This is a genomic window from Pedobacter sp. 01N310 (assembly GCF_056399805.1).
The window spans coordinates 739,077-752,376 of the sequence record NZ_JBFTSB010000001.1; the positions used below are offsets into that span (position 1 = coordinate 739,077).

Genomic DNA, 13,300 nt, shown 5'->3' on the forward strand with positions numbered 1-13,300 from the left:
TGTGTTAGCCCTGTTAAAAATACGATGATTGTTATGCTAAATCTGCTATTTATTTATAGATTTATAGTCTATGACTTTTAAGACGAAAGAAAGCCGTTTACTACTCATTCTGGGTAGCTTTTTTGTAGCAAATGCTATATTATCAGAGTTTATTGGGGTTAAATTGTTCAGTGTTGAAGAAACGCTGGGCTTTAAAAAGTTCGACATAAACTTACTGGGTGTTCCGCATCTATCCTTTGTAATGTCGGCAGGAGTATTAACCTGGCCGATTATTTTCATCATGACGGATATTATCAATGAATATTTTGGTGTTAAACAAGTTCGGTTCTTATCTATTCTTACCGCCATATTAATTGCATTTGCCTTTCTTGTGGTTTGGGGATCGATGCATTTAACTGCCGCCGATTTCTGGGTGCATCAAAATATAAACGGAGAAGACCTCAATATGAATAATGCATTTGCGGGGATATTCGGGCAAGGGATGTGGATCATTGTAGGATCGATTACGGCCTTTATTATCGGGCAAATGGTTGATGTAATGATATTCCATAAAATAAAAAGAATAACAGGGGAGCGGGCACTTTGGCTACGCGCTACAGGTTCTACTTTGGTCTCTCAGTTTATTGATAGTTTTGTGGTCATTTTTATCGCATTTTACATAAATCCTCAATACCATTATAGCTGGCAACAGGTTTTTGCCATTGGTTTAGTAGGATATACCTATAAGTTCGTTGTGGCTATTTTAATGACCCCGATTTTATATATCGTACACGCCATAATTGATGGTTACTTAGGGAAAGACCTCGCACACAAGCTGATCAAAATGGCTGGAAGGGGATAAACATTTAAAACAAATAATAACCAAATTAATCCTATTTATGAGAAACATTTTAATGCTATTGGCAGTGCTTTCATTATTTTCTTGTGTTAACAAAGATGCAGGCAAAAAAGGTTCAGATCTTAATATTCAAGGTACCTGGCAGTTAGTTTCGGCTACAACCATCGAAAATGGAACTAGCCAAACAACAGATTATTCCGGCAAGCTGAAAATGATCAAGATGTTTAATRACACACATTTTGCATTCTTAAAACACAGCCTTAATCCTAAAGATACCAGCAGTTTTGATGCTGGTGGAGGAAGTTATGTACTGGATAAAGATGATTATACCGAGCATTTAGAATATTATAAAAACAAAGATTGGGAAGGCAAAACTTTTAAGTTTAAACTCGCTATCCATAAAGATACTTTGATTCAGAAAGGCATTGAGAAGGTAGAAAAAGCAGGGGTAGACCGGGTGATTATCGAAAAATACATTAAGGTAAAGTAATTAACGCAAAAGGTCGGACTCGCTCCGACCTTTGTGCTTAACAACAAAACAAATAAAAAAATTAACCTTAAAAATAAATTATAGGCTTGCCAATTCCTGGGCAAATACATTTTCACTCAATTGCTCTTGTTTGTATATCTGTCTGCCTGTGTAAGCCACAAAAACAGATTCATCCAAAAGCAAGTCGCGGTTCTTAATTAAACTCTCCAACTTAACTGTTCCAACCACATATTTATAGCTGCTTGCAGCATAACGTTCGCTGATGTTGTCAAATTCTAACAGTGTAATCAGATCTTCATCCGCATAACGTAGGTAAATCTCCAATAAAATTTCTTCCGTATGTTTTACGCCATTTTCTGAGTGGTATTTTTTATACTCGTAACGGTAATCGTAACGCAAGGCAGCAATGTCAGAAAGTACAGCAGCACCAGTAGGGTGGCCTCCGGCACCTTTACCGTAGAAAAATTGTTTATCAGCAAAAGCCGCCTGAACTGCAACTGCATTGTACTCGTTTTCTACGTTGTAAAGGAAATCATCTTTAGCTACCAGCTTCGGTAGTACATAAGTTACGATATCTTTTGTATTCACTTTACGTGCCGTAGGAACCAATTTGATTTTAAAGTTTTTCTCACGCGCATATTTAATGTCGTGGTTAGAAAGGTTCTGTATACCGATGTTTAAAATGGCATCTGGATTTACAAATAAACCATATGCGTGTGCTGTGGCAATAGCCAGTTTATATTTCGGATCGTAGCCCCCCACATCCAAAATCGGGTCGGTTTCTGCGAAACCTAAATCTTGTGCTTCTTTTAAAGCCGAGTCGTAACTTTGGTTCTCATTAAATATTTTCGACAAAATGTAATTAGATGAGCCATTAAAAATTCCACTCAAAGCATGGAATAATTCATTGTCGTAATATTCCTCCAGGTTACGGATAATTGGAATACTGCCGCAAACGGCCCCTTCGTACAATAAAGAAGTACCATACTCTTGTTGTAAATCAACCAGCTCTTTTAAGTGTGTGGCGATCATTTTTTTATTGGCAGAAACTACGTTTTTACCGTTTTTTAATGCAGTGGTTACAATTTCGTAAGCAGCATCGGCATCGTTAATTAATTCTACAATTGTATTGATCTCTGTATTGTTCAGTATTTCGTTGCGATCAGTGGTGAACAGATCTTTATTAAGGGTACGCTTCTTTCTTGGGTCTTTTATTGCAATTTTAATGATCTCCAGGTTTAGGTTCTGGCTTTGGATAATATCCAATAAACCTTGTCCTACAACACCGAAACCAAATAAACCGATTTTTAAATTCTTACTCATTGTTATTTTTGTGATTACACAGATAGATGGATTACACCGATATAGCTGTTCTTATTTTGTGATTTATTTTAAATTTTATTATGGTACCCAGTTTTTCACCTTCAACCTTTACACCCTCTACCTTTTACCTCTCTAGGCGGTATGCTGTAGTTTGATTATTTTTTTATTCCGGCTTTCTTTGATGAAGTTTCCAATTACGTTAGTCAAGGCATCTGTTTCGATTAAAAATCCATCGTGACCATAATCTGAGTGCAAGGCACTAAATTCTGCTCCTGGGATATGATCGGCCAGGTATTTTTGCTCCGATAAAGGAAACAAAACGTCATTTTCTATCCCGATTACCAAAGTATTTGCCGTAATTAATTTTAGTGCATCAGCAATGCTTTTGCGGTTACGGCCCACATTGTGGCTGTCCATTGCTTTGGTTAAATAATAATAACTGTAGGCGTTAAAACGGTTAATCAGTTTTTCTCCCTGATAATTCTGATAAGAAGAGGATCTGAAATTGTCGGTTTTATCGTTTACGCTTTCTACCTGTGTACTGCCGTAAGCACTGTAGGTTCTATAACTTAAAAGTGCAATGCTACGGGCTGTTTTTAAACCTTTGCTGCCACCGTTTGGCTGGTTGGCATAAAAAGTTCTATCGGTAGTAATGGCCAAACGCTGACTTTCGTTAAAAGCAATTCCCCATGGAGAATGGGCTGCATTAGTCGCAATCAAGATCAGGTTTTCAATTTTATTCGGCTCCGAAATACTCCACTCAACAGCTTGCTGTCCGCCTAAAGAACCTCCGATCAATAATTTAATATAATCAATGCCTAAATGCGAAGCCAATAACTGGTGTGCCGATACTAAATCGCGGATAGTAAACTGCGGAAACGAAAGGTAATAAGGTAAGCCTGTTACGGGATTAGTACTTAATGGATTTGTGCTGCCGTAATGCGAGCCTAAAACATTAGCGCAAACGATATAATGCTCTTCGGGATTGAACAAAGCATTTTCGCCGAACAAACCTTCCCACCATTCAAAAACGTCAGCATTGGCGGTAAGTGCATGGCAAACCCAAATTACATTATCTTTATTTGCATTTAATTTGCCATAAGTTTGATAAGCAACTTGCAGGTTACGGATCTTTTTTCCGCTCTCTAATTTAAACTGTTTGTTATAACTATATGTTGATGCAAAATTCCCTGAAGTGGATTTTACATTATCGTTTTTACTGTTATGCATTTTGTAATGTTGTTGTTGTTAAAAGCCCATAAAGGGGTTTAGGGTTTAGGCTTGTAAATTCTCTGCGGGAACTGTAGCATTAATGGTTGCAAATGCCTGTTCGAAATCGGCTTTAATATCATCAATATGCTCAATGCCTACCGAAACCCTCAGTGCATTCGGTTTTACTCCTGCTGCTAATTGCTCTGTTTCGCTTAATTGCTGGTGCGTTGTGGCAGAAGGCTGAATGATCAGCGTTTTTGCATCACCCACATTGGCCAGGTGCGACGCCAGTTTTAAGTTATCAATTACCTGTGATGCATTTTCTTTGCTTCCAGCTAATTCGAAAGACAAAACTGCGCCAAAACCATTGCTTAAATATTTTTTAGCCAGGTTGTTATATTTACTGCTGGCTAAGCCAGGGTACTGAACTTCTTTAACTAGTGGATGGTTTTCTAACCAGGTTGCCAATTCTAACGCATTATCTACATGGCGCTGAACGCGGAGTGATAAAGTTTCTAATCCTTGTAATAAAAGAAAAGAATTGAAAGGCGATAGGGCAGGTCCCAGATCTCTTAATCCTTCTACCCGGGCACGGATGATAAACTGGATGTTACCAAATGGTCCGCCGATACCAAAAACATCGCTGAAAACCAAACCATGATAACCTTCTGAAGGCTCAGAGAATTGAGGGAATTTCCCATTGCCCCAGTTGTAATTTCCACCGTCAACGATAACCCCGCCAATACTTGTTCCATGCCCGCCGATCCATTTAGTTGCAGATTCTACAACAATGTTGGCGCCATGTTCCAATGGTTTAAACAAATAACCTCCTGCACCAAAAGTATTGTCGACCACTAATGGTAGATCGTATTTTTTTGCAATTGCGGCAATTTTTTCGAAATCAGGCACACTAAATGCAGGGTTGCCAATGGTTTCTAAAAAGATTGCTTTTGTTTTATCGGTTATTTTACTTTCAAATTCTTCAGGTACATCTGGATTTGCAAAATCGACATGAATACCCAAGCGCTTAAAAGCTACTTTGAATTGATTATAGGTTCCGCCGTAAATGTGAGATGAAGAAACGATGCTATCACCAGCCTCCAATATGTTATTTAGTGCGATAAATTGAGCGGCTTGCCCCGATGCGACTGCTAAAGCTGCCACGCCACCTTCTAAAGCGGCAATACGTTTTTCGAAAACATCGCTGGTTGGATTCATGATCCTGGTGTAGATATTACCAAACTCTTTTAAGGCAAATAAATTGGCGCCGTGTTCTGCATTTTTAAAACCATAAGAAGTGGTTTGGTAAATAGGAACAGCTCTTGATCCTGTTGTTGGATCTATTTCCTGGCCAGCGTGCAGTTGTAAAGTTTCAAATTTATATGATGTTGACATAATTTCTATTTTTTTAGTTGATGTGATTAGATAGCAGAAATTAGGATAATCCTAAAACCTAGCAGGGCGTATCCCGGTTTCCCGGGACCTTCCAATTTGAAAGAAACAAAAAAGGAAGATTTTTAAATTACTGTATGCAACAGCACATACAAGTAAACGCACGCATATCACAACAAATAAAAGAAATAGAAGCTTGTTCTACCTTTTTAAGGTCTGTACTGGGTTCGCTTAGCGATTGAAGATTTAATGTTTTCATCAGTTCTAATTTATATCTCCAAATAACACCATGTTATCCGGTCAGGAATTGGCACCTTCTCTTTCTGAGGGTTGCCAGTGGGTCATCGAGCCAGTCTCTCGCCACTTCTTTATAAATCAACCCGTGAAGATTGACTTTTATTTAGCTATCTGCCAAATAATATTTCAAATGTCTGAATTTAATTTTAATCCACAAAATAAAATTTCGAAATTACATTAACTCATTGAAAATGAATTGCGTATTTTTATGATGCAATGACAATCTGAAACTTTAATACTGAATTAACGCTTAAAATTCTAAGTTTGTGGTACCTATCTAAATTAATTATGATGAAAAATACAAAATCACTATGTTTAGGCCTGTTGTTTACTATTGCTTGTTTAAATAATGTAAATGCTCAATTCGGAGGCTTAAAAGATAAATTATTAAAAGTGGGCACTGCCCAGGGTGCTAAAGCTTTAGGCGTAGACAAGTTTTTAAAACAACCTGCTGCCATTACCACTAATTTTGAAGACGTAAATAGAGAAGGCGAAAAGCTGCCTGATTTTATTAATTCATTAAATTTAAAAGCCCAGCCCTTGTATTTACTGCCTAAAAATCCAGATGGTGGTTTTGTGCTTTGTGAGGGGCTTTACGAAATGACCAATAAAAGTTATTGTCTAAAAGCAGGAACTTTTGCCCCATCAAAGGGTGATGGTTACATGTTTGCACCTGTTTTAGGCCCGAAGGAAGAAATTGTGGTTTCTATACTGAAAAGCGCTGAGAAACATCCTGATGTAGACCAGCACGATATTCAGGCATTATTATGGACCATTATTGCAAGAACAAAATTTGCCGATTTTAACGGACAGGTTAAAGTAACTGCCATTAAATTATTAACACCAAAACAACTTACACAATTGGAAGGTGGTGCTTTAGGTGTTTTGCCTTTCGATGTAATGGAAAAGGCTAAAGACCAGTTACCATCGGGGGTGAGGGCTGTTTTTGAAACAGAAAATAATATCCGTCAACTGGTTTCGTCTGGGAATTATACTTATGCTGATATGGAAAAATATGCGATTATAGCGGGTATGGCGCCACCAAGAAGCGATGTGCCAAGCGGTATCTGGACCAAACACCCTGACGGTTATTATGTACGTTATTTTCCTTCTGGTTATTCGATTACCAAGGTACAGGTTTATGTACCTAAAGAATTATTGGCTGGTGGTACAAAATTAATATATGATGCTGCTGGTGACATTGCCTGCCCAGCTAATACAGGCTCGCAACGTTTAGCGCAGACTAATGAGCCTCTGGAGGCAAATTATTCGTTGAAGTTGACTACGATTTGTAATCCTAAATAGATTTCAAAACAAATATTCGTCATTGCGAGGAGGAACGACGAAGCAATCTTAAAGCGCACGCTAGTAGCGAYCGTTGTAAGATTGCTTCGTCGGCTGAAAAAGCCTTCTCGCAATGACGATTCTTTTTAACCCAAAGCCTGCGCTAAATCGGCGATAATATCGTCTACATGCTCTAAGCCCACAGAAATACGGAGTAAATTTTTTGGCGTTTTACTATCAGGGCCTTCCACCGAATAACGGTGCTCAATTAAACTTTCTACACCACCTAAACTGGTAGCCTGCGCAAATAGCTGAACCTTATTTACTACTTTGTGGGCCACTTCAACACCTCCTTTAACCAAAAACGACATCATCCCACCAAAATCTTTCATTTGTTTCTTTGCAATTTCGTGCTGTGGGTGACTTTCCAAACCTGGATAAAAAACAGCTTCAACATTTGGATGTCCGTTTAAATAGTCAGCTATGATTTTTCCATTTTCACAGTGGCCTTTCATGCGGTAAGCCAGTGTTTTAATGCTTCTGGTTAACAGGAAACAATCAAAGGGAGAAGGAACCGCACCACCCGTTTGCTGAATATTTTTGATTTTCTCCCATAACGCATCTTTTTTTGCTGTTGCCAGAATTCCACCAAGTACATCGCTATGGCCACCCAGGTATTTGGTACTGCTATGCATTACAATATCAGCACCCAGTAAAATCGGGTTTTGTAAAATAGGCGAAGCAAAGGTGCTGTCGCAGGCCATTGTAATGTTTTTAGCTTTAGCTATTTTGGCAATTTGTTCGATATCGGTAATCTTTAATAATGGGTTGGATGGGGTTTCGATCCAGATCAATTTGGTGTTAGGTTTGATGCTCGATTGGATTAGGTTTAAATCAGTTTGGTCAACAAAATCAAATTCCAAACTATCGTTAAAAATCGTAAGAAGCTGTTTTTTAATTCCCCAATACATATCATCAGGAGCAATAATGTGGCTACCAGGTTTTAAGGCCTGGAACAAAACCATACCACAGGTATTGCCCGAAGAAAAAGCAGCAGCATCTTCGCCATATTCTAATGTGGCTACAGTGTTTTCTAAAGCAGACCGGTTTGGATTGCTTACCCTGCTATACATATGCCCTCCGGGATAACCTCCATCTTCATCACGAAAAAAAGTTGTTGATAAATTAATAGGCAGGGTAACATCGCCAGTAATGCTTTTTACAAGATTAGCAGCGTGAATAGCAAGGGTTTCGGGTTTCATGATAATTGATTTTGATCGAAGTGATATGGTGATGCAATTTAATAATTTGGCGCTAATTTAAGGTTCGTAATGGTTTTGGCAAGATTTATGTAACAAGTTTGACGAAATTAAATTAAACGAAAATGAAAAGATTATTTATAGCTATCGCAATAGCATGTTCTACTTTAGTAATGTTACAAAGTTGTTCATCAACTAAAAATGCTGCAACAGGTATTAATGGTGGTAGAGGAACAATTACTGGTACCTGGGTTTTAAACAATGTAACTTTAGAGGGTTTGCCTGACCAAGCTGTTCAAGGTTTATTCGGCGAAAAATCATATAAATGTTTTCAGGGAAGTACATGGAAATTAACCAATAGCGGTAATGGTTCTTATACTTTACCAGCATCAAGTACTTGTGGTTCAGTAATGCAAACTATTTTCTGGTCGGCAACACCTGCTGATGAAACTTTCCAATTCAAGAAAATTTTTGAAGGTGATAAAGCTAAAAATGTAACAGAGGGTTACCGTTTGGTGTTAACTCAACTTTCTAAAGGAAATATGGTTATGAAATCGCCAATTGAATTCGGTGGAAAAACAGCTAATATCGTGTTGACGTTTTCTCCAGCAGCCAATTAAGCATTAGTTACGTAACCGTTATGAACGGCTTCATAACTAATAATAAATGTTCATGATAGCATTACTATCACTGAAACACATAAATTGCCAGTGAAAAACATATAGTGAGAGCACTTCTGAAAAGAGGTGCTTTTTTTGTTTACTGTTTTTTAGGTGCCACGGAAACACGGATTTACACGGAGTTTCTTAGACTCTTTTATAATAGGGTTTTACCATAGATTAATACAGATATAAATTAGAATCAGGTTTTGTCTTACAAGCCTGTCCGTCAAGCGGGGAACATCAATTTATACTGAAGTTTGACAGTTATTTTTCCGTGACTTCCGTGTTTCCGTGGCTAATATTAACGCCTACAGCTAAGCTCACATTAAAAGCAATCAATATCAGTGTTCATCTGTGGTTGATTCTCACAGCCAACATTCAAAAATCGCGGTTTGTTACAAGAAAATGATTTTCAAATCGCCTCATTATTGTATTTTTGTTCAAAATAAATCAGGAATGAATACAACTGAGCAAGTTGAAAAGATATTAGCTGATACCAATTTATCAACTGAATTACAAAACATAGCACACAAAGTCCTTCACGGAGAACGGATTACCTTTGATGAAGGCGTTCACTTGTACGAACATGCAGAACTGGGTTACCTTGGTATTCTGGCAAATTTTATCCGCGAACAGAAACACGGTGATAAAACTTATTTCAACCGGAACTTCCATTTAGAACCTACCAATCTTTGCGTTTACGACTGCAAATTTTGCTCATACTCCCGTTTAATCAAACAAAAAGAAGAAGGCTGGGCCTTAACAATGGAGCAAATGCTCGATATCGTTAAAAAATATGATGGCGAACCTGTAACGGAAGTGCATATTGTAGGTGGGGTACTTCCTCAATATGATGTTGCCTTTTATTCTGCTTTATTTTCGGCTATTAAACAGCATCGCCCTGATTTGCATGTGAAAGCATTAACACCTGTTGAGTACCATTATATCTTTAAGAAAGCCAAAATCGATTATGCAACAGGTATGCGTTTGATGAAAGAGGCCGGATTAGAATCAATACCAGGTGGAGGAGCAGAGATTTTTCACCCTGAAATCAGAGAACAGATTGCTAAAGATAAATGTACTGGTCAGCAATGGCTTGATATTCATGAAGAATGGCATAAACTTGGTATGCGCAGTAATGCCACCATGCTTTATGGTCATATTGAAAAATATTGGCACCGGGTAGATCATATGGAGAAATTACGGGAATTGCAGGATCGCACGGGTGGTTTCCAGACTTTTATTCCACTAAAATTCAGAAATCAACATAACCAGATGAGTAATGTGCCTGAATCTTCAGTAATTGAAGACTTAAGGAATTACGCCATCGCCCGTATTTATATGGACAACTTCGATCATATTAAAGCTTATTGGGCAATGATCAGTCGTGAAACAGCTCAGCTATCCTTAAATTATGGTGTTGATGATATAGACGGAACCTTGGATGATACCACCAAAATATATTCAATGGCCGGAGCCGAAGAGCAAACACCCGCAATGAGTACCAAAGAGCTGGTGAATCTGATTAAACAAGTGGGGAGAAAAGCAATAGAGCGTGATACTTTGTATAATGTGGTTACCGATTTCGAGCACGTAGTTTTCGAAGAAGAAAAGAAACCTCAGTATTATAAGCTACCCGTTGTGAATTAATAATCGAATGAAAGAATGAGAGATTGAGTGAATGTGATAGGCAACTCGGTATTCGATCATCAAAACTCAATCATTCATTAATTAAACAATCAATAAACTCAATCATTCAAAATTCAATCATTATTGATGAAGGAAATATACATTATACGCCACGGCGAAACGGAACTTAACAGACAAGGCATAGTACAGGGCAGAGGTATAAATTCTGACTTAAATGATTTAGGTAGGGCACAGGCCGAAGCGTTTTATCAAACCTATAAAAATGTCCCATTTGATAAGATTTACACTTCGGATTTAAAACGTACCTGGCAAACCGTCCAGAAGTTTATTGATTCGAGATTACCCTGGGAAAAACTTTCGGGTTTAGACGAATTGGCCTGGGGCATTTGGGAAGGGAAACCGAATACAGAAGATGCACGAGATGCTTTCCGTGAGATGCTGCAAAGCTGGCAGGATGGTGATTATACTGCTCATTTCGAAGGTGGCGAAAGCGTTCAGGATGTTTACGAACGTTTAAAACAACCGATGGAAGTTTTGATGAGCAGACCTGAAGAGAAAACAGTTTTACTTTGCATGCATGGTAGAGCAATGCGCGTTTTCTTGTGTTTATTGTTGGGTAAACCACTGAGCGAAATGACCGAGTTTCCACATCAAAATACGGTGCTTTATAAAATGGGATTCGAAGATGGAAAATTTACTGTTCTTGAATTTAATAGTGCCGTTCATTTAGACGGTTTAGTAATTGAATAATTCGCTTAACGCCAAACGCGAAGCGCAAAACATAACACCTTGAATAAGATTAAAATATCGGCTGTTGCCTATACCAATACCAAAGCTTTTATATACGGATTAGAACATTCGGACATTATAAATAAAATTGATTTAAGTTTAGATATTCCTTCAGATTGCGCAGCTAAAGTAATTAACGGTCAGGTTGATATCGGTTTAATGCCTGTAGCAGCTATTCCCTTGGTTCCAAATGCCAATATTGTAGCCGATTATTGTATTGGAAGTGATGGAGGTGTAAATTCTGTATTCATTTTTAGTGAAGTTCCTGCCCAGGAAATTAAAACGGTTAGACTGGACACCCACTCGCGTACTTCGAACAATTTAGCCAAGGTATTGCTTAAGTTTCATTGGAAAAAAGAAGTGGAGTTTACTACCGACCCTGCTGCAAAAACCGATGCTTTTGTTTTAATCGGTGATAGAACCTTTGGTAAAAAAGAAGACTTTGCTTACGCTTACGACATGGGTGAGGAGTGGAAAAACTTTACCGGATTACCATTTATGTATGCGGCCTGGGTGGCCAACAAAGAAATCTCACTAGAATTTAAGGCTGAATTTAATGCCGCTTTAAAATTTGGCTTAGCCCATAGAAAAAATGTTTTACAGGAATTACCTGAAGTGCCGAATTTCGATCTGGAGGATTACCTGTACTACAAACTTCAATTTGATGTTACCGATGATAGAAAAAAAGCATTAAATCTGTTTTTGGGATATATTGAAGAATTGGAAAAAGTAAGTATATAAATAAAATCGTCATTCCCAACTTGATTGGGAATCTTAATGCATTGCTATGACTGCTTTAAGATTCCCGCCTACGCGGGAATGACGGCCTCGCCAAAGAAATTTAGTGTGCTTTCATTTTACCAGCCACTTTTTCGAGTGTACTTTTTAATTTTGTTAAAGCACCTGTAATAGCCAAATCGTAGGTATTACCCATATTGGTTACGGCTATAGGGTCTTTTCCTGTTATTCTGGCTTCTAATAAACACCTTTTATCATCTAAGCCATCTTTACTGCCGTTTTCATCAGATAGATGAACTTCTAAGCGCGTAATTAGATCGCTATATCTGCTCAAGCCTTCATTTAGCTGTGTCTGAATTTTTTCGTCGTATTCTTGGTGTATGGTTAAGTTTTTGTCGGTATTCAATTGGATCGTCATAATTAAAATATTAGGTATAAATTTATATTAATGTAACAGCAATAGGGCCAAAACGTTTTGAAATTAGTGTTAATTTTAGTTAATAGGTTCAATGTATAATTGTCTTCCCCATAGCTGTAGATCTGCCGCAAGCATATAAGGGTTTTCAAAAAGGTCGTCAATTTCCTTATTTATTTTCTCAATTGCGTTAATGTCCGAAGTTCTAATTCGAGTTTCATGGTTGTGCTGGGTTCCGCTTGCGGTAAAGTTTAACGATCCCATGTAAGCGATTTGACCATCAATTAGGTATATTTTACTGTGAATTAAAGATGTTTTTTCATTACACATATATACTTTAAAAGGAAATAGCTGAGTATAGTTGTAAGAATAGATCCGAAGGTTTTTAATTTTTATCTTGTACAAACCCCGTATGAAGAATAGAATAATAATAGGTATAAAACCTAGGAATATTCTAAGGTCTCTGAAATAATAAGCCAATACAATCAATAGTGCTATTAGGCCGTAGCTAATGTATGAAAGTGTTTCTGCAAGCTTAATCCACTTATTCCTGATTATTTGTTTATCAAAGTCTGTATTGCATTTCTGAATAATGAGTTTATAGATATTTCTTTCACGATCACCATAAAAATCCTCGATATTGTTTGTGGTAATTAACTTAACATCAATGTTTTTATCTTTTAGATTAATCAATTCTGAAATTAGGTATGGTGATAGGTAAGGGGATATGATTTTGACAGAATGTTTTGCACTCCTCATATCATCCATTAACTTTTTACCTGCCCCTTTTCCTATATAAATATCACAAAGTGCGTTATTGTAGTACATAACTGAGATCTTAAGTTTCTGTTTTTGTTAACTATCTCATTATAATATATTTATTTAATGCAAGTAGTATTATGATTAAGGTAATATTTTTTGACAAATAATAAGAATTTTATTAATCAAACC

The 13,300-nt window shown here is 37.4% G+C and carries 13 protein-coding genes and 1 riboswitch; of the genes, 7 read left to right on the forward strand and 6 right to left on the reverse strand.

What is annotated here, in order from left to right; translation table 11 throughout:
• Positions 1-70 precede the first annotated feature (70 nt).
• A complete protein-coding gene (locus AC1DNH_RS02755; RefSeq protein WP_477580496.1) occupies positions 71-841 on the forward strand; it encodes a queuosine precursor transporter in 771 nt (256 codons plus the stop codon).
• Between the two features lie 37 nt (positions 842-878).
• Complete coding sequence (locus AC1DNH_RS02760) at positions 879-1,328, forward strand: hypothetical protein (RefSeq protein WP_477625142.1); 450 nt, start codon at positions 879-881, stop codon at positions 1,326-1,328.
• Positions 1,329-1,406: 78 nt separating this feature from the next.
• On the opposite strand, the gene AC1DNH_RS02765 is transcribed toward AC1DNH_RS02760, so the two are convergent.
• From AC1DNH_RS02765 to AC1DNH_RS02775, 3 genes are all read right to left on the reverse strand, one after another.
• The gene (locus AC1DNH_RS02765) at positions 1,407-2,651 is read right to left on the reverse strand and encodes a homoserine dehydrogenase (protein ID WP_477580492.1); all 1,245 of its coding nucleotides are present in this window, start codon (positions 2,649-2,651) and stop codon (positions 1,407-1,409) included.
• Between the two features lie 132 nt (positions 2,652-2,783).
• Positions 2,784-3,881 carry a homoserine O-acetyltransferase family protein gene (locus AC1DNH_RS02770; RefSeq protein ID WP_215127335.1) on the reverse strand — a complete coding sequence of 366 codons (1,098 nt, stop codon included), beginning with the start codon at positions 3,879-3,881 and terminating at the stop codon, positions 2,784-2,786.
• Positions 3,882-3,926: 45 nt separating this feature from the next.
• Positions 3,927-5,258 carry an O-acetylhomoserine aminocarboxypropyltransferase/cysteine synthase family protein gene (locus AC1DNH_RS02775; RefSeq protein ID WP_477610470.1) on the reverse strand — a complete coding sequence of 444 codons (1,332 nt, stop codon included), beginning with the start codon at positions 5,256-5,258 and terminating at the stop codon, positions 3,927-3,929.
• 263 nt (positions 5,259-5,521) lie between these two features.
• A riboswitch (SAM riboswitch) is annotated at positions 5,522-5,632 on the reverse strand.
• Between the two features lie 211 nt (positions 5,633-5,843).
• On the opposite strand from AC1DNH_RS02775, the gene AC1DNH_RS02780 reads away from it, so the two are divergent.
• Positions 5,844-6,857, forward strand: coding sequence for a hypothetical protein (locus AC1DNH_RS02780; protein WP_477580488.1), 1,014 nt, complete (start codon positions 5,844-5,846; stop codon positions 6,855-6,857).
• A 125-nt stretch (positions 6,858-6,982) separates the two neighbouring features.
• Here the strand turns inward: AC1DNH_RS02780 and AC1DNH_RS02785 are convergent, their stop codons facing one another.
• Entirely contained in the window at positions 6,983-8,098 is a 1,116-nt protein-coding gene (locus AC1DNH_RS02785; RefSeq protein ID WP_477611342.1) for a trans-sulfuration enzyme family protein, read from the reverse strand.
• Between the two features lie 122 nt (positions 8,099-8,220).
• Here AC1DNH_RS02785 and AC1DNH_RS02790 point away from each other — a divergent pair, with 122 nt between their 5' ends.
• From AC1DNH_RS02790 to AC1DNH_RS02805, 4 genes are all read left to right on the forward strand, one after another.
• Positions 8,221-8,715: a hypothetical protein gene (locus tag AC1DNH_RS02790; RefSeq protein WP_477580484.1), complete on the forward strand. Its 495-nt coding sequence runs from the start codon at positions 8,221-8,223 to the stop codon at positions 8,713-8,715.
• Between the two features lie 498 nt (positions 8,716-9,213).
• Positions 9,214-10,407, forward strand: a complete 1,194-nt coding sequence (mqnE, locus tag AC1DNH_RS02795; protein ID WP_477580482.1) for an aminofutalosine synthase MqnE — start codon at positions 9,214-9,216, stop codon at positions 10,405-10,407.
• A 126-nt stretch (positions 10,408-10,533) separates the two neighbouring features.
• Entirely contained in the window at positions 10,534-11,157 is a 624-nt protein-coding gene (locus tag AC1DNH_RS02800; protein WP_477610597.1) for a histidine phosphatase family protein, read from the forward strand.
• 39 nt (positions 11,158-11,196) lie between these two features.
• The gene (locus AC1DNH_RS02805; protein WP_477610596.1) at positions 11,197-11,937 is read left to right on the forward strand and encodes a menaquinone biosynthetic enzyme MqnA/MqnD family protein; all 741 of its coding nucleotides are present in this window, start codon (positions 11,197-11,199) and stop codon (positions 11,935-11,937) included.
• A gap of 100 nt (positions 11,938-12,037) precedes the next feature.
• Here the strand turns inward: AC1DNH_RS02805 and AC1DNH_RS02810 are convergent, their stop codons facing one another.
• Both AC1DNH_RS02810 and AC1DNH_RS02815 read right to left on the reverse strand, forming a co-directional pair.
• Positions 12,038-12,352, reverse strand: coding sequence for an HPF/RaiA family ribosome-associated protein (locus AC1DNH_RS02810; protein ID WP_057935301.1), 315 nt, complete (start codon positions 12,350-12,352; stop codon positions 12,038-12,040).
• A 75-nt stretch (positions 12,353-12,427) separates the two neighbouring features.
• The gene (locus AC1DNH_RS02815) at positions 12,428-13,177 is read right to left on the reverse strand and encodes a phospholipase D-like domain-containing protein (RefSeq protein WP_477580478.1); all 750 of its coding nucleotides are present in this window, start codon (positions 13,175-13,177) and stop codon (positions 12,428-12,430) included.
• Between the last annotated feature and the right edge of the window lie 123 nt (positions 13,178-13,300).

Excerpts from the sequence above, each read along its gene's own strand:
- AC1DNH_RS02755 (WP_477580496.1), top strand. The coding sequence starts at position 71 with ATGACTTTTAAGACGAAAGAAAGCCGTTTACTACTCATTCTGGGTAGC.
- AC1DNH_RS02765 (WP_477580492.1), bottom strand. The coding sequence starts at position 2,651 with ATGAGTAAGAATTTAAAAATCGGTTTATTTGGTTTCGGTGTTGTAGGA.
- AC1DNH_RS02770 (WP_215127335.1), bottom strand. The coding sequence starts at position 3,881 with ATGCATAACAGTAAAAACGATAATGTAAAATCCACTTCAGGGAATTTT.
- AC1DNH_RS02775 (WP_477610470.1), bottom strand. The coding sequence starts at position 5,258 with ATGTCAACATCATATAAATTTGAAACTTTACAACTGCACGCTGGCCAG.
- AC1DNH_RS02780 (WP_477580488.1), top strand. The coding sequence starts at position 5,844 with ATGAAAAATACAAAATCACTATGTTTAGGCCTGTTGTTTACTATTGCT.
- AC1DNH_RS02785 (WP_477611342.1), bottom strand. The coding sequence starts at position 8,098 with ATGAAACCCGAAACCCTTGCTATTCACGCTGCTAATCTTGTAAAAAGC.
- AC1DNH_RS02790 (WP_477580484.1), top strand. The coding sequence starts at position 8,221 with ATGAAAAGATTATTTATAGCTATCGCAATAGCATGTTCTACTTTAGTA.
- mqnE (WP_477580482.1), top strand. The coding sequence starts at position 9,214 with ATGAATACAACTGAGCAAGTTGAAAAGATATTAGCTGATACCAATTTA.
- AC1DNH_RS02800 (WP_477610597.1), top strand. The coding sequence starts at position 10,534 with ATGAAGGAAATATACATTATACGCCACGGCGAAACGGAACTTAACAGA.
- AC1DNH_RS02810 (WP_057935301.1), bottom strand. The coding sequence starts at position 12,352 with ATGACGATCCAATTGAATACCGACAAAAACTTAACCATACACCAAGAA.
- AC1DNH_RS02815 (WP_477580478.1), bottom strand. The coding sequence starts at position 13,177 with ATGTACTACAATAACGCACTTTGTGATATTTATATAGGAAAAGGGGCA.